The following is a 19,576-nucleotide window of genomic DNA, read 5'->3' as shown; positions in this document are numbered from 1 at the left end:
TTGATTATTTGTAGTTATATAGAAATACCGCGTGTTGTGGAAGGCCTGCTGTTTCGAAATCATAAATTCTTTTCCCTAGCATGCTGAATACATAGGCATGTCCTGTTGAGCTATTATAATTTTGGGCATCTGCCACCACAACCGATTTATTGAAAGGATTTACGGTAAGCCCGTATAAAGTCGAAATCTGGGTCTTGTCTGTAATGAGGCTGGCTCCTGTTTTTCCGGTATTTACATCCACAGACTTTACTGCTGCATTCGTATATACATCCTGTGTTACCCAAACCTGATCTTTACTGGCTGTAATGGTACCCAAATCGTATTTTTGAGTTTGCAGAACCAGATCTGTATTGCTGCTTATAGTCACCAGTGAAGGGTCGTTAAATGCAATATAATCGTTCCAGGTGATTACAAAAAGGTTCCCATTCTCCGCAGCTGCGATTCTTACCGGATTATTACCAACCTCTATGTCTTTCGTCTTTTTAAAGGTATTCAGGTCAATAACAGTAACTTTTGTTTTTAGCCCTTTTTGATAGAAAGGATGTGAAGAATTGGTAACGTATAGTTTTCCGTTTGCAACAGCAAGCTGCTCCAATCCTTCTGCTTTATCTGTTCCATTCATCAATTGCAGTTCCGCATCTACATTCATGGATGCAGTGTCAATTCTGCTGACTACTCCATCATAACGGGATACATAAGCTTTTCCTTTATGAAATGCCACATAACGTGGCATTTGTCCATCAGTGGCCGAGTTAAAAGGAATGGTTTTTAAAGATTTACCAGTTGCAATGTCTATGACTTCTACGAACGACTGTTTAGTACCCTGTATCCCTGAAATCACACAATACATTTTACTGCCATAGGCTTCCAGGTCATTGGCAGTCTCTCCCAGGGGACGTCTATTAACTTTCTCAAAATATGTTTTTTCAACAAGTCCGGTTTCTATGTCATAATAGGTAATCTCACTGTTTTTACTTCCCATTAAACCTTCACAAAGCATGTAAATACCTTTGGTACCGGTAATCACCGGTTTGGGTTTTTCAGGTTCAGGGATATCGGCATAATCCTTCCGGCAGGATGTCATGGATACAATACCCAATAACATGGCCATTAAGCTTAATCTGTTAAAGTTTTGGTAGCGTTTTGTCATTTTGATTGGTTTTTTATGAGTTTATGAAGTTGGTTATCTATATACAAAGGCAAAATGTGCCGGAATGTCTCCGGTTCTAACGGACCATCGTTTTTTACCGCTCCGGTCAAAACAATACAACATGCCCGGGGACACATAATCATGGGCATCGGTTACATAAACCTCTTTTGTAAAGCGGTTTACAGCAATCCCATAAGGAATTGCAATATTTTTTTCTGTCCCGTCGGTAATGAACCTCTGGTTGAGGATCACTTCATTTCTGACATCCAGCATGCCATAAGTAATGGTATTCGTTCCGGTATTAAAACTCCACTCGGTACTATAGAAATAAGCGGTATCCTCATCAATACAAAGGTTACTTACCCCCACATTAAAGGTTTTCTTTACTTTATCGGTTTGGGTATCAATGACGAAAAGTTTGGAGGGGATATCATAATAATTTCCCCTGGAGGTCACATAGAGGTCACCATATTTGTCTGCCTTGAGCCTGTGCAAGTTAATGGCCACATCAATGTTTTTAACTACCAAAAAAGAATTCAGGTCAATAACAGAAACCGTTCTTTCATAATTTTTCGGGCTGTAACCGCCCGAGTTGGCTACATATAATTTTTCCCCGACAATAGCCATTTCTTCCGGCTGACGCCCTACTTCCACCCTTCTTTCTTCCGCTAAAGAAATCGTATCAATTTGTGCCACAATACCGTTTGGTGCAGTGGGGTCACCAACCCTGCCCAGATAGGCACTCACATAAGCCTTACCTTTGTGAAAAGTAACATACCTGCAGTTGATGATGTTAATTTGTTTGATTCTTTTACCAGTTTTAACATCCAGGACTTCTACTTTATTGGAAATGTTCACCACAACATACATTTTGCTTCCGTAAATAGCAATATCATTTCCTACATCACCCAGACCTTTCACCACTTCCGGATTGGCCCGGTTATAGATATTCCGGTGGTAATAGCCGGTCTCAAAATTCATATAATCCAAAGAAGCCTTGTTCATGTTCATGTTCCCCTCGTTGACCAGGTAAAAACCTTTGATCAGCCCATCAGGATCAGGCGGCAGGACTTTCACAATCTCTTCGGGAATGGGCTGCGGATCTTTACGGCAGGAAAACAGGCCCACGGAAACCGCCAGGATCACCAGGCTTTTAAAACAGATTTTTTTGAACAGGTCCATACTAAAAATCATAAGTTAAACTGAAACGGTAATTCCGGCCAGGCATTGGAAAATTGGTCACCACCTCATAAGCCTGGTTCATCAGGTTATTGACTTCGGCAGTAAAACGGATTTTCTTTTTGTTCAACAAAGTATTGTAATGCAGTGCCAAGTCGTGTGTATACCAGGGTTCTACATAATTAAAAATATTATTTGCACTCTGGTTATACCTTTGTCCGGTATAGATGTAACTGTAGTTCAGCGAAAATTTCTGATAACTCAGTCCCCCCAAAAAGGTGCCGCTATGTTTTGGAATGTAAGGGATCTGATCTCCATAAGTATAGGAGGTTTTTTCTTTATCCAGGGCCTGCTGATAGGTATAGGTTAAACCAGCCGTTAAGCCCAGCTGGTCATTAATTTGCCACTCCGATTGCAGGTTAATATCCAAACCCTTAATTTCCACCAGACCCAGGTTTTTCATACTCCAGCGAGCGGGTGTACTGTTGGGCACAGCAACAATTTTATCTTTTACCCGGTTAAAATAAACATCACTCTGCACCGAAAACTGCCGCAAAACCTGCTGCTGATAAGCCCGGATATAAGTAAAGCCCAAATCGTATTGTTTGGTATACTCTGGTTTTAAAATCGTAAATCCATAATAGGTATAATACAGGTCATTGAAAGTCGGCATTCTGAAAATGCTTTTATAAAAGGAGCGAATCCTAAACTCTTTTTCTTCAAAAGGCTGCCAGGAAACCATAACTGTTGGGGTCAGTTCATTTTTTCGACCTGCCGCTGGCCCTCTTTTAACCTGATCGGCAACAATTGTATTCAAAAGATTGGCCTGAATGTCCAGTTTATCAAAATGAAAAGCAGCAGCGATGGCGGTTAATAATGTATTTCTGGTTGGATAAGCAAAATAATCGAGGTTGGCATCCAGATAATTGCGCTGGTAATCTGCCGAAAAGACCAAGTCCCAATACCTGTTCATTTTAAATTTATTGGCTACAGAAGTATAAAATTCCTGCTGGTAAAATTTATTTTGTTGCAGCCCTTCAGTCGTCACAATATCCGGATTGAGATAGCGCATGTAATCATTCGAATATTTTACAGCTGCCATCAGACTATAGCGGCCAATATTTTTCTCATAAGAGGATTGCGCAAACAGGTTCCTGTTCCACATGCGCTGCGAAAAGCCCCAGACATTGCCCACTATTGCTCCGGGAATCCCCTGGTTGTCGTTATAACCGTACAGCTTAACGGTCCATTTACTACTGTCGGCAAGCATGCCATAAAAACCAGCTTCCAGGCGCAGGGCATGAAGGTCGCCATCTGTTCTGACCGCTGTGGTATCATAAACTCCATTGGTACTCCTAAATTTATACCGGCCATTGGCGTACTTCCATTCCGCACTTAGCGAACTGTATACATTTTTACTGATCCTGTGCTGCCACAACAACGAAGGATTGATCAGGCCAAATGATCCGCCTTTCAGAGCCACCCTGTAGCGATCGGACTCACCGTTCTTAAAATCGGGTTGCCTGGATTTCAGGTACAGGGAACTTGCAGCGGCAAAGCCTTTTGCGGACTGAAAAATGGTGCTTTTTTGTCCGTTGTACAACTCTATTTCTTCGATATTGTCCAAAGAAAGCTTACCTAGATCCACCTGGCCATTCTGCGCATTGCTGATTTGTACTCCATCATAAAATACGGCCGTATGATTGGTTCCCATGCTTCGTACATTAATGGTTTTCAGGCCTCCGACACCACCATAATCTTTTAGCTGCACACCGGAAAAGAAACGTACCGCGTCGGCCACAGATAAGCTATTGAGTTTCTGCAGCTCCTGACCAGATAAAATCTGAAGGGGTGTTGAAGAGGTCTGCCTGCGGCTCAACCTGATGGCCCTGATGTTTACCTCTTTCAGCTCATTGGCTTTCTGCACTGAATCTGTTTGCGCAGCAAGGCTTACCGGCAAGACTATTGTCAGTAAAAGTACCGCTAATGCGGTACGCAAAGAAGATTCATCACCCCTAAGGGCAAATTTGTTTCTTTTCATTTTTGTTGTGAGTATCCCCACAGCAAACAGTTAGATTAAGGAAATGAAATACATTCATAACAGCACTCACTCCTAGCTTCAATCCCCGAAAGCTATGAAATATTAAAGCGATGGCAGGTCTTCTGACTTACTTCCGGAGATCCTGCCTTCCCGTTCAAATGTTCGAACAGTGGCGCCGATTTGGATACCGTTATGAAGCTTACAGCTGCGGGACAGTTACGGATTCTCACCGTATTCCCTTTTAATCCAGATCATTAACATTTAAATGTCCGGAACCAAAAGCAGTGCAAATGTATCAAATTTGCGATTGTTAACAAATTATTATCCTTTTAAGACCATATGATTTTCTAAAACTGTGCTTATTCCTATCTTTAAGCCTGAATAATCTTTTTTGTATGCTTAAAACTGCTTCTTTTTTGCTGTGTATGATTGGAATAAATGTTTTTGCCCAAAAAACCGACACTGTTTTCCTTGAAAAACTAATGAAATCAAAGCCCGAATTGTTTTCGGTGGTTTTGAATCACCCGGAAAAGCACCAGGTACAGGTTTTGTATACACAAATAAAAAGGGATAAGAACAATAAACCCATTTTTACTTCCTACAGTTATAATTTAAACGACCATCATTATTTTTATCCGGCAAGTACAGTAAAACTTGCAGCAGTGATTTTTGCACTGGAAAAAATAAATGATCTGAAGGTAAAGGGGCTTGACCGTAAAAGTACCATGATTACCGATAGCAGTTATAAAGGACAAACAAAAGTTCTTAAAGACCCCACTTCACAAAACGGCCTCCCCTCTGTAGAGCATTACATCAAGAAAATTCTGCTCACCAGCGACAATGATGCCTTTAACCGGTTGTTTGAATTTATCGGAAGAGCTGAAATCAATACTAAACTAAAAAAATACGATTTACTCAACAGCCGCATTCTGAACAGGCTGGCCATTGGGGATTCAGGCGAACCGGCCAAACACACCAATCCGATTAAGTTCTATAATGGAACAGTGTTAGTTTACAGTCAGAAAGAACAATACGACCCCAAAGAATATCCGTTGACACTCGGCAATACCACAATGGGCAAAGCTTATCTGGACAGCAATGAACATCTGGTCAATAAACCTTTCAGCCTGGCAGGAAAAAATGCCTTTGCTATCTCTGATCAGCAGGCGCTGATGAAAAGACTGATGACCCCGGAGGCTTTTCCGGTTAAAGAACGTTTTCATCTGACACCATCTGATTACCAGCTGATTTACACTTACATGAGTAAATTACCTACAGAAAGTGATTACCCTAAATATGATCCTAAAGAATTCTGGCCTGCTTATGCAAAAATGTTGTATTATGGACGGGAAAAAGATGCACAGTTTAACCCCGATCTGAAAATTTTCAATAAGTATGGGGATTCTTATGGTTTTATTATTGATAATTCCTATTTCAAAGACGAAAAACACCAGATTGAGTTTTTCCTGACCGCTGTCGTGCAATCCAACGAAGACGGCATCTTTAATGACGGCAAATATGAATACGAGAGCATCTGTTATCCTTTTATGAAGAACCTGGGTAGAATGCTCTATGAAGAAGCGATGAAAGCCCCTTAAGGGTTTTACTTTTCATCAACTAATTGTTGTCTGATGCTCAATAGTTTATCAGCATCCTCTTTAGGGAGTACAGGAAATTTAAGCTTAAGGCCTTCAAAGGTATCTGCAAGGATTTTACTAATCACCAAACGGGCATACCATTTTTTATCGGCCGGAATGATAAACCAGGGTGCCTTTTCGGTTGAAGTTTCTTCTATAGCCATTTCATAGGCTTTCATGTATTCTTCCCAATAACCGCGTTCGGTGATGTCACTTGCAGAGAATTTCCAGTTTTTCTTAGGATCATCAATCCGGTCCAGAAAACGTTGTTTCTGCTCTTCCTTGGAAACATAAAGAAAGAATTTAAGGATCACCGTTCCATTATTGCTCACGTGACGTTCAAAATTCCGGATGCTTTCATACCTTTCTTTCCAGAAGGTTTTGTCTATTTTTTTTACGTCGTTATAACCAGGGATTTTTTCAGAAAGAACATATTCAGGATGAACCTTGCAGACCAAAACATTTTCATAATGTGAGCGGTTGTGGATCCCGATCCTCCCTCTTTGGGGCAAAGCCTTATAATGCCTCCATAAAAAATCGTGGCTGTATTCTTCGGCACTAGGCGTTTTAAAACTATAAACCTGGCAGCCCTGAGGGTTCAGGCCCGACATCACATGTTCAATTGCGCTGTCTTTTCCTGCTGCATCCATGGCCTGAAAAATAATCAGTACAGAATTAGAATCCGCTGCGTACAGGGTTTCCTGAAAATCGTCCAACTGCTGTTTTACGGCTTCAAGTTCCAGTTTCCCAGCCTCCTTATCAAGAGCGCCATGATAATTGGTATCAAAATTTTTAAGGGAAATCTTTGTCCCTGGGGCAGCTAAATATTTTTCTATATCTTTTTTCATAAGGATGCTTTCTTTTTTAAAATGACATACTCATTTTAAGAATGGTCATATTCAATTATACTAAAATTTTAACATAATCAGAATGGTCTGTACAATTGGTATTTAAGTATTCAACCTAAAAAAGGCCCTGAATATGTCCGGACCAAAGGTTTCGAGTTTCTCCTCAAAATTATTAAAATCCAGCATAGATCTATTGAAAAACGGATAAATTTAGTATTTTAACCTAAATCTATTTATTTAAAACATGCTCTTGTTAACAGAAATTGAAAAGGTAATCCCTGTTCCCAAAGAAATGGAAGAGGCCATACGTAAAAAATTCACAGAGCTACACTGCTTAAAGACTGAACGTTTACAGCAAGCTGGAAAAATTGCCAGAAATCTTTTCTTTATAGAAAAAGGATTGGCCCGCATTTTTTACCACAACCACACAGGTAAAGACGTTACCTATGGTTTTTATACAGAAAGTGACTTTGTAACTGTTCCAGAGAGTTTTTACACGCAATCGGCATCCAAATACAGTATGGAAATGCTGGAGGACGGTCTGGTTTATTCCATTTCCTATAAAGATTTAAAACAACTGCTCAGCAATTTCCCTCAAATGCAGCACTTAGAGAACAAAACCCTGCAAAGCTTTTTATTAAAAGCAAGTGAACGGATTGTGGCTTTACAGTTTCAGACCGCCAGCCAGAGGTACAACAGCCTGATGAAAAAGCAACCGAGCATTATTATGCGGGCGCCCCTGGGTGCTATTGCTTCCTATCTGGGCATTACCCAGGAAACACTCAGCAGGATCAGAAACCGGAAATGATCACTTTTTGATCCATATCAAAAGAAAACTGCGCAATTAACCGGAACTTTGCAATTTGAAAAAACCTTGTGTCATGAAAGTATTTTTGAAACACATCTTTATAATTTCTATCGGATTATTTCCTCTGGCATTGCAGGCACAGCACAGCACAGCCCCGGGATTAACCGAATTGATTGACAGCGCATTGGTTAAAGACCATATGCTTGCAAACAGGTTACTGGATATAGAATCTTCAAAAATTGACCGGAAAAAATTATCAGAAGTTTTTCTGCCCAGTGCAGATTTATCAGGTAAATATGCTTTTCTCGCCAATGGTCTCAATGTGGGTCTGGCAGAAACTTCTTTGTTTAACCTGATTAATATTCCCGAAATCAATTCTGGGGTCACCTCCAGCGCAAACCTTATCAAAACTGATTTCAGTGTACATAGTATATTATACTCCGGCGGCAAAGTAAGTGCATTGAAAAATGCCTTAAATGCAAAGACCAAAGCACAGACCGCACTTCTTGAAAAAGAACGCCAGCAAATCATTACTGAAATCACCAAAGCTTATGATCAGCTTGCCCTGCTTAAACAAGTAAAATCTGTTCTTGACAAAAGCCGGGAACGTTATAACATTAATAAAAAAACTGCTGACAAAGCTTTAACTTACGGATTGATCACAAAGTACGAACACCAGAAAGTTGAAGTTGCCCAGGTTACTCTGGAATCGAAAATACAGGAATATGAAGGCAAACGGAACCTTCTTTTGCACCAGCTGGAGACCCTCACCGGCATTGAGCTGGAAAGACTGGACAAAATCCAAAATGAACTTCTACCCATCCAAAATCCGAATACCCAAAATACAGTAGAAAACAGACCTGAACTGCTGGCTTTAAGCGCTGCAATAGAAGCACAGAATTTCCAGGTAAAAGCAGCCCAAACCTGGTGGAAACCTAAAGTTCAGGCCGCAGCCTCTTTGGGCTATTTAAATTTGTTTGATGTTGATATGAAAGGTAAACATGACTTGCCCCTTATTGGAAGGTTCAGCAGTCATACCAATAAAATTGAAGTTGTCCCTAATTTTACCGTTGGTATTGGTTTCAAATGGGACTTGTTTGATGGAAATAAGGGTAAACGGGAAATTCAACAAGCCAGAATAGAGGTGAAAAAAGCAGAAAATGAAAAAGCAGAAGCTGAAGAAAAAGTTAAACTGAACCTCATCAAAACTCAAACAGACTACAACAACTCCAATGCCGAGCTTTTGGTCAGACAAAAACAAATGAAGATGGCAGAAAATGCACTGACACAGGCCGGAAAAGAGTTTAAAACAGGCCTCATTAAAGCTGCCGACCTGATTGGTGCGGAAAATGATTACCAAAGTGCGGCCCTTGACTATCTTCAATCGGTTTTTAATCAGCGCCGCAATGCTGTAGAGTTATTAAAAGCAACAGGAAGCCTGAACCGTTCCAGTCTTCAATAAAATTATCGTCCATTATTGCAGTTAAAAATCATAGACAAATGAAAAATATGATCAACACTTCACTCAAAAACATCTTATTTATACTTTTTCTGGCCCTATCTGCCTGCACAAAGCCTGAAAAAAGCACTGAAGGTAAAATTAAAAGGGAAACCCTTGCCTTTGCCCCAAAGGTCACCGGGCGTATTTTAAAAATTTTTGTAAAAGAGGGTGATTTTGTAAAATCCGGTGATACGCTGGCCATACTGGATGTACCGGAGGTCAATGCCAAACTTTCACAGGCAAAAGGTGCTGTTAAAGCGGCCGGTGCACAGCGGGATATGGCAAAACACGGTGCTACAGAAAACCAGCTTAAACAGCTCAGGGCGAAGAAAGCTGGTATAACTGAACAATTTAAATTTGCAGAAAAGTCCTTTAGCCGGGCCAGGGCTATGTTTGCCGACAGCATGATGACGCCACAGGCATTTGATGAGGCCACTGCAAAATTTAATGGCGCCAAGGCACAACTGACTGCTGTAAATGCCGAATATAATGAAGCTGAGAAGGGAACACGCCCGGAAACCCGAATGGCAACTCAGGGACAGGCAGAACAGGCATTAGGTGTATTGCAAGAGGTAAATGTTGCTTTATCCGAGCGTTATATTATTGCAACAAACGACATGCAGATAGAAACCATTAGTTTGCGGGTCGGAGAACTGGCCACAGCAGGTTTTCCTTTATTTAATGGCTATTTACCCAATACCACCTATTTCAGGTTTACCGTGCCGGAAAGTAAAATCGGGAATTATAAAAAGGGTGAAGCCATTGAAATCACGGTCCTTTACAATAAGGAAAAACTAAAAGGAAAAATACAGATCATCAAACAGCTTACGCGTTACGCGGATATCACCGCGGCTTATCCGAATTACGATATACAGGAAGCTGTTTACGAAGTGAAAATTATACCGGAAGACATTCCCGCTGCAGAAAAGCTATTGGTAAATTCGACCATTATCCTTTAGTAAGGAGAAATAATAACCTGATGAAACAAGCAAAACTCATGATCGCTTCATCACCTTTAAAAAACAAATGTATAACCTGATGAAACCATCAGGAGTTTGCCTTCTAAAATGAAACAAGCAAAACTCGTGATCGCTTCATCACCTTTAAAAAACAAATGTATAACCTGATGAAACCATCAGGAGTTTGCCTTCTAAAATGAAACAAGCAAAACTCGTGATCGCTTCATCACCTTTAAAAAACAAATGTATAACCTGATGAAAAACTTCTTTACACTGATTAAAAGGGAATTTGGTTTGTTTTTTGCAGACAGCACCTTGCTTTCTGTTTTTATGCTGGCACCTATTATTTATGCCCTGCTTTTTGGTTTTGTTTATCAAAAAGGAAAAGTAGAACACTTACCTGTTTTAGTGGTAGACCTGGACAATACACCTTTAAGCAACCAGTTAATTGATATGCTTGGAGAAAATGAAAAACTCGAGGTAATACGCGTAAAAAACAGCAATACAGAAACAAGTGAAACCATGCGTAAATTAAACGCGGTTGCCGCAGTAGTTATTCCTGATCGTTTTGAAGCGGCTGTTCTTCAAAAACGTTATCCTGAAATCAATACCTATATCAACACCACCAACCTGCTTACGGCAAACATGGCCTCACAAGGTGTGCAAACTACGCTGGGAACTTTCAGTGCCGGGGTCAATATGCAGGGGCTCAAGAAAAAAGGGATGAACTCAGAACAGGCCGCAACGCAGTATGAACCATTTAAAGTAAATTACATCCGCCTGTATAATGAAAGTGGTAATTATTTTACCTACATGTGGCCCGGCGTCCTGGCGGTAGTACTTCAACAGGTCCTGCTCCTGGGTCTTGCGGTCAGTTTTGCCAGGGAATTTGAAAATAAAACATTGGAAACGGCATTTCTGGCCCGCTCTGGATCTGCATTTTCTGCCATTTTAATTAAGGTGATCCCATTTTGGATACTAAGTATTTTTATTCTGGGCATTTACTATGTCTTTCATTATATTTTTAAAGCACCTATCCCCAGCCCTTTAATTAATTACGCTTTTACAACAGGGCTTTTTATTATGGCAACAAGTTTTCTTGGTGTACTGGTGAGTGCCTTACTGCCTACAGCACTTAAAGCCACCCAGGTACTCATGTTACTGGCTACCCCGGCATTTATAATCGGGGGCTATTCCTGGCCCTTACAGGCAATGCCTGTGGGTGTACAATGGCTATCCTCTATCCTACCGCTTACCCCATTCCTAAATGCCCATAAAGTCATGTTGTTTGAACAGGGTTCTTTATCTGATGTATCTTCTTCTGTTTATCATTTATCCATCCTTGTTTTGGTGTATGGACTACTGGCTTTGAGTACTGTTTGGATCAAGATGTACAATATGAAAAAACGTACCGCTCAAAACAGCGAACAGGTCTAATCTGAAAGACACTTTTAGTGCCATATACATTTTCCGTTTATTTACGGAGTATATGGATTCTTGTGCCTTAAACCTTCCGGGGATTTAGTAGGAAAAATAAATATCAATTTTATTATCTTTGTTGATGATTTTTGGCCTTTTTACACCAAAAATCATCCTAATTCTAATTTCCTGAAAGCGGATTTTTGTTTTTGTTTTACTGACCTGACCTAACCTAAAATGAATATATCTATCTGCAATTACCCCTAAAAAACATATGTACCGCTTGACAAAGCCCTCCCGGTTAAGCACCTGAATTGGCTTTGTGAATTTTAACACAATTTAACACAAACTGTTCAACGATTTTTTTCATATTTATCCATGTTTAAAGAAATTCGCAATAAATATATCCGCTACGTAACAATATTTATTTTCACTGTCCTTATTTTCTTTTGTGCCCTTCAGCTTAATTTCTTATGGCTATTCGGATATTCCCCTTCATATCAAGACATTAAAACGCCAACCTTAAGGGTAGGTTCTGAATTATATACTTCAGACGGTAAACTTATAGGCCGCTACTTTAAGGAAAACAGAACTCCTGTCGATTTTAAAGACATTTCCCCAAGTGTAGTAAATGCCCTGGTCGCTACCGAAGATGCACGTTTCTATAAACACATGGGAATTGACTTCAGGTCCCTGCTATCCAGCGGAATATCTACTGCAACCGGTGATAAGCGCGGGGGTAGTACTATTACCCAGCAGCTGGCCAAAAACCTGTATAGGACCAGGTACAATAAATCCCAGGGAATTATTAAACACATTCCTGTACTGCGCACCATTGTTTCCAAATTAAAAGAATGGATGACCGCAGTTAAACTGGAGTCTAATTATTCTAAAAACGATATCATTACCATGTATTTGAATACCGTGTCCTTTGGTAACAATGCTTATGGGATTAAAACAGCTTCCAGAATTTATTTTGATAAAGATGCTTTAAGCCTTGATGTACCTGAATCTGCACTGCTGGTCGGTATGTTAAAAGGGACTTCTTTGTATAACCCAGTTAAAAGCCCTCAAAGGGCCCTGGAACGCAGAAATGTCGCACTTGCTCAGATGAACAAGTATAAGTACATTACAGATGCTGAACTGAACACATATAAAAACAGTCCTTTAAAATTAAAAGAGGGACGCATCGATGATGGAAGCGATGGTGACTCTTATTTAAGGGCCGCAGTGGCGAAATACCTTGAAAAATGGTGTTCTGATAACGGATATGACCTCTATGAGGATGGTCTTAAAATTTATACGACTATTGATTCCAAATTGCAGAAGTATGCTGAAGAAGCCGTTAAAGAACAAATGAAGACTTTGCAAAAACGCTTTTACAGTGTTTGGGGAAAAGAAGACCCCTGGTATGACTCGGAAAAGCAAAAAGTAGATTATCCAAACCGGGCCAAGCAAAACCTGCCTGTTTATGCAATGCTTCAGAAAAGATTTAAAAATAATCCAGATTCTATTGAGGCTTATTTTAACAGGAAAAAGAAAATGAAGGTCTTTTCCTGGAGTGGCGACAGGGATACTTTATTTTCCACCATGGATTCAATCCGTTATTATGGTAAAATATTAAACACCGGAATGATGTCTCTGGATCCTTTTTCCGGAAAAATAAAAGTCTGGGTCGGCGGTATAGATCATAAATTTTTCAAATATGATCATGTGAACCAGGCTAAAAGACAGTCTGGCTCTACATTTAAACCTTTCGCCTATCTTGCGGCACTGGAAAGTGGAATGAGCCCCTGCGATACTTTTATTGATAAACCGGTGAGCATTGCTTATCAGGAGCATGGCAAAACAGAATACTGGGAACCAAAAAATGCCAGTTATACAAATTCCTACAGAGAAATGTCCCTACGCTGGGCAATGGCAAAATCAGTGAATACCATTACCGCACAGGTAACAGAAAAAGTTGGATGGGACAATGTAGTAAAATGGGCCCACGAATGTGGTATCGACAGTCACCTGGAATCTGTTCCTTCTGTAAGTTTGGGGCCAAATGATGTTTCGGTCTATGAAATGGTTAAAGCTTATGGCACCTTTCTTAATAATGGGGTAAAAACAGATCCAATCCTGGTTGAAAAAATCACCGATCTGGACGGAAACCTGATCGAAGAATTTAAAGCCAAAACGAAAAAAGTACTTAGTGATGAAATCAGCTGGCTCATGCTGTATATGTTCAGAGGCGGTATGGAAGAACCAGGAGGAACTTCCCAGGCACTTTGGGAATGGGACCTTTGGAAAAAGAACAATCAAATTGGTGGAAAAACAGGTACTTCCTCAGATTACGTGGACGCCTGGTATATGGGAATCACAAAAGATCTTGTGACTGGCATTTGGGTTGGCTGTGATGAACGTTCTGCGCATTTTAAAAATGGCGAGACCGGTGAAGGCTCCAGAACTGCCCTTCCAATTTTTGGAAAATTTATGGAAAAGGTTTATCACGATCCAAGCACAGGTTATACCTATGGTCCTTTTCCTAAACCAAAAGAGAAAATTACCAGAAACATCAATTGTCCCTCCCCTCGTATCGTAGCAGACACGACAAAAAAAGACAGTACTGCAGTTGATTCTTTAAATACTTCCGTACCGGTTATTGAAGAAACACAACCGCAACCACAAAAAGAGGAAGTTCAAAAGCCCGAAGAAAAAAAACCGGCTGAACAACCTGCAGCACCAGCTGCTGTCATACCGTTGACAAGAAAAGAGGAAAGACAATTAAAACGCAAACAAAAGCAGGAAGAAAAGGAAAGAAAAAAGCAGGAATCGCAAAATCAAAGATAATCAGACACCCCTAATGGTATTTTATGAAGATAAAATCTATACTTTTTACAAGATCAGTTATCCTTTTATTATTTGTTCTAACCTCTTCAGTTACCGTCCGGGCACAGTATTTCGGACAAAATAAAGTAAGATATAAAAACGAAAAATTTAAAGTTCTTCAAACCCCGCATTTTGAGATCTATTATTATCTAAAAAATGAGAATCTCGTTAAAAAATTTGCAGAAGATGCCGAGACCTGGTACAAAATGCATCAGGAAGTATTTAGAGATACTTTTTTAAAGAAAAACCCCATAATTCTATACAATAATCAACCCGACTTTCAGCAAACTACCGCCTTACAAGGGGAAATAGGGATCGGAACTGGTGGAGTCACCGAGGCTTTGAAAAACAGGGTCATTATGCCGGTAATGGAATTAAATAGTCAAACCCGTCACGTACTGGGTCATGAGCTTGTTCACGCCTTTCAGTATCACCTGTTACTGGAAAAAGACTCCATCAGCATTCAGAATGTAAGTCAGGTCCCCCTTTGGATGGTAGAGGGCATGGCCGAATACTTATCTATAGGAAAAAAAGATGCATTTACTTCAATGTGGATGCGAGATGCCCTTTTGAACCGGGACATCCCTTCCCTAAAAGACCTGACCAATTCCAATAAATATTTTCCTTACCGCTATGGTCAGGCTTTCTGGACTTTTATAGGATCGGTTTACGGGGATACCACTATAGTTCCCTTATTTAAAGCTACAGCAAAATACGGTTATGAAAACGGCTTGAAGTACACGCTGGGCTATGATGATAAGGCACTTTCTGGTCTCTGGAAAAACGCAATTGAATCACACTACAGACCGTTCCTAAAAACAGACAGTTCACAGGTAAAAATTACAGGGACCAGGATTATAGACAATAAGAATGCGGGCAATATGAATGTTGCCCCTGCCATTAGCCCAGATGGAAAATACCTGGCCTTTTTATCTGAGAAGGATTTGTTTGGCATTGACCTTTTTTTAGCAGAGGCTAAAACGGGTAAAATTATTAAAAAGCTGAGCAGCCAGATTTCCAATTCCCATATTGACGATTTTAATTTCCTGGAATCAGCCGGAGCATGGTCACCTGACAGCAAACAATTTGCTTTTAGTATTTACAGCAAAGGTAGAAATCAATTGATGGTTATTGATGTGGCAAGCGGCAATACGGTCTTGCGGACCGGAATGGGGAGTATTGAACAATTTGGAAACCTGACCTGGTCGCCTAGTGGAGCAGATATAGCTTTTTCAGGGATGATTGAGGGCCAGAGTGATATTTTTTCTTATAATTTCCAAAGCAAACAGGTGACCAAAATCACAGATGATATCTACTCTGATTATGCGCCAAGCTATTCGCCCGATGGGAAAAAATTAATCTTTTCTTCTGACAGGGTCGCCCTGTCTTCCGGTGGTACGAGTGCGGTGTACCCGATTAATCTAAGTATTTATGACCTGGAAAGCAAAAACATAACCAATTTACCTGTATTTCCTGGCGCCAATAATTTAAATGCACAATTTTCGGGTGACAGCCAGCGAATTTTCTTTTTATCCAACAGAGACGGTTTCAGAAACCTGTATGAGTACAACTTATCTAACGGAAACCTGAATCAGCTTACCGACTATTTTACAGGCATCAGTGGTATTACAGAGTTTTCTCCTGCCATATCTGTTTCTAGAAATGATGAGATCATATATAGTTATTACAGGTCCCAGAAATACACTTTATATAATGCTCCAGCGCTAAGCTTTAAAGCCAGAGCAGTGGATCCGCTGGCACTCCATTTCGATGCCGCTATTCTTCCTCCTGTAGAAAGTACGGGCATCAATATTGTCAACTCGAACCTTTCAAATTTTCAGCGCTTTGAAAAAACACCTGCCAGTGCAATGAGGCTGGTACCTTACCGGCCCCAGTTTAAGCTGGATTATCTGGCAAACAGTGGCGGTGTAGGCATTGCAACAAGTCGTTTTGGCACAGGGATACAGGGTGGAATTTCCGGAATGTTCAGTGATATTCTAGGACGCAATCAGATCATTGCAAACCTGTCCATTAATGGTCAAATCTCAGATTTCGGAGGTCTTGCTGGCTATATCAATCAGGAGCACCGGGTCAACTGGGGCTTTGCTTTATCTCATATCCCCTATGTAACAGGCTTCAGGGAGATCGCAAAAACAAAACTGGCACCTCAGGCTGGCGCTTCTGATTCTTTAAAAGTATACGATGACCGGACCAATATCATCCGGACTTTTGAGGAATCTTTTCAGTTTTTCGGTGCCTATCCATTTAATAAAGTACATCGCTTTGAAGCAGGTGCTGCCATTTCAAGGTACAGTTACCGGATTGACAGGTACAGCAATTATTACCAGAATATCGGTGATTCCATTATAGGCAATTTTATTGGTTCAGAACGAAGAAAAATATCCAATGACCAGGCTTCAAGAGAATTAAAAGCCAATTTCAGGCCTTTTAACATCTTTCAGATCAATGCTTCTTTTGTGGGAGATAATTCTATATTTGGTGTCACGGCCCCGTTGGAAGGCTTCCGTTACAGAATTGGAGGAGAACAATATTTTGGAGATTACAAATTTTATGCGGTTAATGTCGACCTGAGAAAATATGTTCGCTTAAAACCCGTTACCTTAGCGGCAAGGGCTTACAGCTATATGCGTATTGGCCGGGATGGTGAAAACCTCTATCCGCTGTACGTGGGTTACCCCTATTTAATCCGCGGTTATGAAAGCGGTTCTATTTACAACAGTAAAGATCCACAATCAGGTACTTTTGACATCAATCAGCTTTCCGGAAGTAAGATTGCCGTATTTAACTTTGAAGTGAGACTTCCTTTTACAGGTCCTAAAAAGCTTGCTCAAATTCCTTCTGCTTTTCTGTTTACCGACCTGAATTTCTTTTTCGATGCCGGTTTAGCCTGGGATGAAGATTCAAAAATAGCCTTTAAAAGCCAGCCTAATGGTGTCCTGCTTTCTAATGGAAAACCAGCAGAAAGAGTTCCAGCTTTAAGTGCGGGTGTTTCCCTTAGGGTAAATATGTTTAATGCATTTGTACTTGAACCTTATTATGCTTTCCCTTTTCAACGTAAAGATGTTAAATCGGGCGTATTTGGGGTGACCTTTGCCCCGGGCTGGTAATAGGAATAGGATCCTATAGACCTGGATAAAAAGAAGGCGCTTCTATAAAAGCGCCTTCTTTTTTTGATATCAGGACATAATACCTAAAGGCATTTGAACTTGCGTATTGATAACCTTGTTGCTCATGATATGCTCAAAATCCAAACCAATGGTCAGGTCTACCCAATCGGGGTTACAGGAACGCACCAGTCTTTCTTTTTGCATACGTGTAAACCTGCTGATCAGTTTAAAACGACTTAAAGCCTGGGCTTCTGTTTTAAATTCTTCAAAGTAGACCAGACGTGTAAGCTGCTGACCGCTATCGAAGAATAAGCTTGGCATCTGTTTATAAAACGCTAATGTTTTGATCAGATCAGCACTCATGCCTGCATGGAGGCTTGTACGGTTTCTATCTGTTACGATGTACACAAATTTCTTCATAGCTTTTCGCTTAAATTATTTACAACTAAATTAATTAGTATATATATTTGTATGACCAAATAATATTACTAACTTTATTGGCACAATAATACTAACAATATTAGTAAAAACAAATTATTTTTAATTTTTATTTTATGTCGAATATTTCATCCAATCTCAAATACCTCAGAAAGAAAAAAGGCCTTACCCAACAGCAATTTGCTGATACTATTGGAATTAAGCGTTCTTTAGTTGGGGCCTATGAGGAAGATCGTGCAGAACCAAAGTACGACTTGCTAAAAAAAATAGCAGAATACTATGATTTTTCCATAGATGAGTTTATCAATGAGCAAATTGACGACAAGTGGAAGCCCAAGCTTAAAGCCCAGGGTTCTAATCTTAGAATACTTAGCATATCGGTAGATAAGGATGACAACGAAAATATAGAACTCGTTCCGGTAAAAGCAAGTGCAGGTTACCTGAATGGGTTTTCAGATCCTGAATACATCAGGGAACTCCCTAAATTTCATTTGCCCCTCCCTTCTCTTAAACAAGGAACTTTCAGGGCTTTTGAAATTACAGGTGATTCTATGCTTCCAATACAACCCGGAAGTATTATTATAGGAGAATACCTGGACAACTGGAATGATGTAAAAACTGGTGAAACTTATGTGGTTATCAGTAAAAATGAAGGCGTCGTTTATAAAAGGGCCGGCAACAGATTCAAAGAAAACAAAGAGCTAAAGCTCATTTCAGATAATAAAGTGTACGATCCATACAGTATAGCGCCTGACGATATTCTTGAAATCTGGAAAGCCAAGGCCTATTTTACTTCCAGTCTGCCTGATCCGACACCTGAGCCAACCATTGAGACCTTAACTTCTATGATGTCCCAGATGCAAAAATCATTATCTCAGCTTAATAAAAATTAGTAAGCTGCTGAAAAAAATAAGCCAATAAAAAAAGGGAACTGATGTAGTTCCCTTTTTTGTTAACCTATATGGTATATTTATTTTACTGCATCAATTACAGCTTTAAAAGCTTCTGGATGGTTCATGGCTAAATCAGCTAAAACTTTACGGTTCAAACCGATGTTTTTGCTCGCCAATTTACCAATTAACTGAGAGTAAGATATACCGTGCTGACGTGCACCAGCATTGATACGCTGAATCCACAATCCGCGGAATTCTCTTTTCTTAACTTTACGGTCACGGTATGCATATTGCAAACCTTTTTCTACCGTATTTTTAGCAATGGTGAAAACCTTGCTTCTTGATCCCCAATAGCCTTTGGCCATATTTAGGACTTTTTTCCTTCTTCTTCTCGAAGCTACTGCGTTTACCGAACGTGGCATGTTGTTGTTGTTTTTTGATAAACGGCGTTGCGTATTTCAGCAAACTTACTACCGGGTACCTGGTTAAAAATTAATTATTTACCGATGCAAAGCATACGTTTAACGTTGCCCATGTCTGCGTCAGACACCATACTGGTGTGGCTTAAATTACGCTTACGTTTTGTGGACATCTTTGTTAAGATGTGGCTTTTGTATGCGTTCTTCCTTGCGATTTTACCTGTTCCAGTAAGCGAAAAACGCTTTTTAGCACTGGAATTGGTTTTCATTTTTGGCATAACC

Annotated in this window: 15 protein-coding genes and 1 riboswitch; of the genes, 8 read left to right on the top strand and 7 right to left on the bottom strand. The window is 40.1% G+C overall.

Going from position 1 to position 19,576, the window contains the following annotated elements; genetic code table 11:
* Positions 1-4: 4 nt before the first annotated feature.
* The 3 genes from B0O44_RS01515 to B0O44_RS01505 are packed head-to-tail and all read right to left on the bottom strand — an operon-like array spanning position 5 to position 4,370.
* A complete protein-coding gene (locus B0O44_RS01515) occupies positions 5-1,150 on the bottom strand; it encodes a YncE family protein (protein ID WP_146229753.1) in 1,146 nt (381 codons plus the stop codon).
* A gap of 33 nt (positions 1,151-1,183) precedes the next feature.
* Positions 1,184-2,332, bottom strand: a complete 1,149-nt coding sequence (locus tag B0O44_RS01510) for a YncE family protein (RefSeq protein WP_110826932.1) — start codon at positions 2,330-2,332, stop codon at positions 1,184-1,186.
* A gap of 1 nt (position 2,333) precedes the next feature.
* Entirely contained in the window at positions 2,334-4,370 is a 2,037-nt protein-coding gene (locus B0O44_RS01505; protein WP_110826931.1) for a TonB-dependent receptor domain-containing protein, read from the bottom strand.
* Between the two features lie 95 nt (positions 4,371-4,465).
* Positions 4,466-4,665: riboswitch (cobalamin riboswitch) on the bottom strand.
* A gap of 187 nt (positions 4,666-4,852) precedes the next feature.
* Here B0O44_RS01505 and B0O44_RS01500 point away from each other — a divergent pair.
* Positions 4,853-5,968, top strand: coding sequence for a serine hydrolase (locus tag B0O44_RS01500; protein ID WP_245943510.1), 1,116 nt, complete (start codon positions 4,853-4,855; stop codon positions 5,966-5,968).
* 5 nt (positions 5,969-5,973) lie between these two features.
* On the opposite strand, the gene B0O44_RS01495 is transcribed toward B0O44_RS01500, so the two are convergent.
* Positions 5,974-6,855, bottom strand: a complete 882-nt coding sequence (locus B0O44_RS01495) for a polyphosphate kinase 2 family protein (RefSeq protein WP_110826929.1) — start codon at positions 6,853-6,855, stop codon at positions 5,974-5,976.
* Positions 6,856-7,099: 244 nt separating this feature from the next.
* On the opposite strand from B0O44_RS01495, the gene B0O44_RS01490 reads away from it, so the two are divergent.
* The 6 genes from B0O44_RS01490 to B0O44_RS01460 all read left to right on the top strand — a co-directional run bounded on the left by B0O44_RS01490 (position 7,100) and on the right by B0O44_RS01460 (position 17,544).
* Complete coding sequence (locus tag B0O44_RS01490; RefSeq protein ID WP_110826928.1) at positions 7,100-7,663, top strand: Crp/Fnr family transcriptional regulator; 564 nt, start codon at positions 7,100-7,102, stop codon at positions 7,661-7,663.
* A 73-nt stretch (positions 7,664-7,736) separates the two neighbouring features.
* Positions 7,737-9,125 carry a TolC family protein gene (locus B0O44_RS01485; RefSeq protein ID WP_110826927.1) on the top strand — a complete coding sequence of 463 codons (1,389 nt, stop codon included), beginning with the start codon at positions 7,737-7,739 and terminating at the stop codon, positions 9,123-9,125.
* 38 nt (positions 9,126-9,163) lie between these two features.
* A complete protein-coding gene (locus B0O44_RS01480; protein WP_110826926.1) occupies positions 9,164-10,123 on the top strand; it encodes an HlyD family secretion protein in 960 nt (319 codons plus the stop codon).
* A 255-nt stretch (positions 10,124-10,378) separates the two neighbouring features.
* The gene (locus B0O44_RS01475; protein ID WP_110827507.1) at positions 10,379-11,560 is read left to right on the top strand and encodes an ABC transporter permease; all 1,182 of its coding nucleotides are present in this window, start codon (positions 10,379-10,381) and stop codon (positions 11,558-11,560) included.
* A gap of 360 nt (positions 11,561-11,920) precedes the next feature.
* Positions 11,921-14,377, top strand: coding sequence for a transglycosylase domain-containing protein (locus tag B0O44_RS01465; RefSeq protein ID WP_110826924.1), 2,457 nt, complete (start codon positions 11,921-11,923; stop codon positions 14,375-14,377).
* 23 nt (positions 14,378-14,400) lie between these two features.
* Positions 14,401-17,544: a basic secretory protein-like protein gene (locus B0O44_RS01460; protein ID WP_110826923.1), complete on the top strand. Its 3,144-nt coding sequence runs from the start codon at positions 14,401-14,403 to the stop codon at positions 17,542-17,544.
* A gap of 69 nt (positions 17,545-17,613) precedes the next feature.
* Here the strand turns inward: B0O44_RS01460 and B0O44_RS01455 are convergent, their stop codons facing one another.
* Complete coding sequence (locus tag B0O44_RS01455; protein ID WP_110826922.1) at positions 17,614-17,964, bottom strand: GIY-YIG nuclease family protein; 351 nt, start codon at positions 17,962-17,964, stop codon at positions 17,614-17,616.
* A gap of 134 nt (positions 17,965-18,098) precedes the next feature.
* Here B0O44_RS01455 and B0O44_RS01450 point away from each other — a divergent pair, with 134 nt between their 5' ends.
* Positions 18,099-18,875 carry an XRE family transcriptional regulator gene (locus B0O44_RS01450; RefSeq protein ID WP_110826921.1) on the top strand — a complete coding sequence of 259 codons (777 nt, stop codon included), beginning with the start codon at positions 18,099-18,101 and terminating at the stop codon, positions 18,873-18,875.
* 77 nt (positions 18,876-18,952) lie between these two features.
* Here the strand turns inward: B0O44_RS01450 and rplT are convergent, their stop codons facing one another.
* Both rplT and rpmI read right to left on the bottom strand, forming a co-directional pair.
* Positions 18,953-19,297, bottom strand: a complete 345-nt coding sequence (rplT, locus tag B0O44_RS01445; RefSeq protein WP_110826920.1) for a 50S ribosomal protein L20 — start codon at positions 19,295-19,297, stop codon at positions 18,953-18,955.
* A gap of 74 nt (positions 19,298-19,371) precedes the next feature.
* The gene (gene rpmI, locus B0O44_RS01440; protein ID WP_110826919.1) at positions 19,372-19,572 is read right to left on the bottom strand and encodes a 50S ribosomal protein L35; all 201 of its coding nucleotides are present in this window, start codon (positions 19,570-19,572) and stop codon (positions 19,372-19,374) included.
* Positions 19,573-19,576 lie beyond the last annotated feature (4 nt).

Source organism: Pedobacter nutrimenti, assembly GCF_003208655.1.
Taxonomy (GTDB): domain Bacteria; phylum Bacteroidota; class Bacteroidia; order Sphingobacteriales; family Sphingobacteriaceae; genus Pedobacter; species Pedobacter nutrimenti.
This window is presented reverse-complemented; position numbering and strand designations above follow the sequence as displayed.

What these genes read in the sequence shown, in the direction of transcription:
- B0O44_RS01515 (WP_146229753.1), bottom strand. Translation starts at nt 1,150, where the DNA reads ATGACAAAACGCTACCAAAACTTTAACAGATTAAGCTTAATGGCCATG.
- B0O44_RS01510 (WP_110826932.1), bottom strand. Translation starts at nt 2,332, where the DNA reads ATGGACCTGTTCAAAAAAATCTGTTTTAAAAGCCTGGTGATCCTGGCG.
- B0O44_RS01505 (WP_110826931.1), bottom strand. Translation starts at nt 4,370, where the DNA reads ATGAAAAGAAACAAATTTGCCCTTAGGGGTGATGAATCTTCTTTGCGT.
- B0O44_RS01500 (WP_245943510.1), top strand. Translation starts at nt 4,853, where the DNA reads ATGAAATCAAAGCCCGAATTGTTTTCGGTGGTTTTGAATCACCCGGAA.
- B0O44_RS01495 (WP_110826929.1), bottom strand. Translation starts at nt 6,855, where the DNA reads ATGAAAAAAGATATAGAAAAATATTTAGCTGCCCCAGGGACAAAGATT.
- B0O44_RS01490 (WP_110826928.1), top strand. Translation starts at nt 7,100, where the DNA reads ATGCTCTTGTTAACAGAAATTGAAAAGGTAATCCCTGTTCCCAAAGAA.
- B0O44_RS01485 (WP_110826927.1), top strand. Translation starts at nt 7,737, where the DNA reads ATGAAAGTATTTTTGAAACACATCTTTATAATTTCTATCGGATTATTT.
- B0O44_RS01480 (WP_110826926.1), top strand. Translation starts at nt 9,164, where the DNA reads ATGAAAAATATGATCAACACTTCACTCAAAAACATCTTATTTATACTT.
- B0O44_RS01475 (WP_110827507.1), top strand. Translation starts at nt 10,379, where the DNA reads ATGAAAAACTTCTTTACACTGATTAAAAGGGAATTTGGTTTGTTTTTT.
- B0O44_RS01465 (WP_110826924.1), top strand. Translation starts at nt 11,921, where the DNA reads ATGTTTAAAGAAATTCGCAATAAATATATCCGCTACGTAACAATATTT.
- B0O44_RS01460 (WP_110826923.1), top strand. Translation starts at nt 14,401, where the DNA reads ATGAAGATAAAATCTATACTTTTTACAAGATCAGTTATCCTTTTATTA.
- B0O44_RS01455 (WP_110826922.1), bottom strand. Translation starts at nt 17,964, where the DNA reads ATGAAGAAATTTGTGTACATCGTAACAGATAGAAACCGTACAAGCCTC.
- B0O44_RS01450 (WP_110826921.1), top strand. Translation starts at nt 18,099, where the DNA reads ATGTCGAATATTTCATCCAATCTCAAATACCTCAGAAAGAAAAAAGGC.
- rplT (WP_110826920.1), bottom strand. Translation starts at nt 19,297, where the DNA reads ATGCCACGTTCGGTAAACGCAGTAGCTTCGAGAAGAAGAAGGAAAAAA.
- rpmI (WP_110826919.1), bottom strand. Translation starts at nt 19,572, where the DNA reads ATGCCAAAAATGAAAACCAATTCCAGTGCTAAAAAGCGTTTTTCGCTT.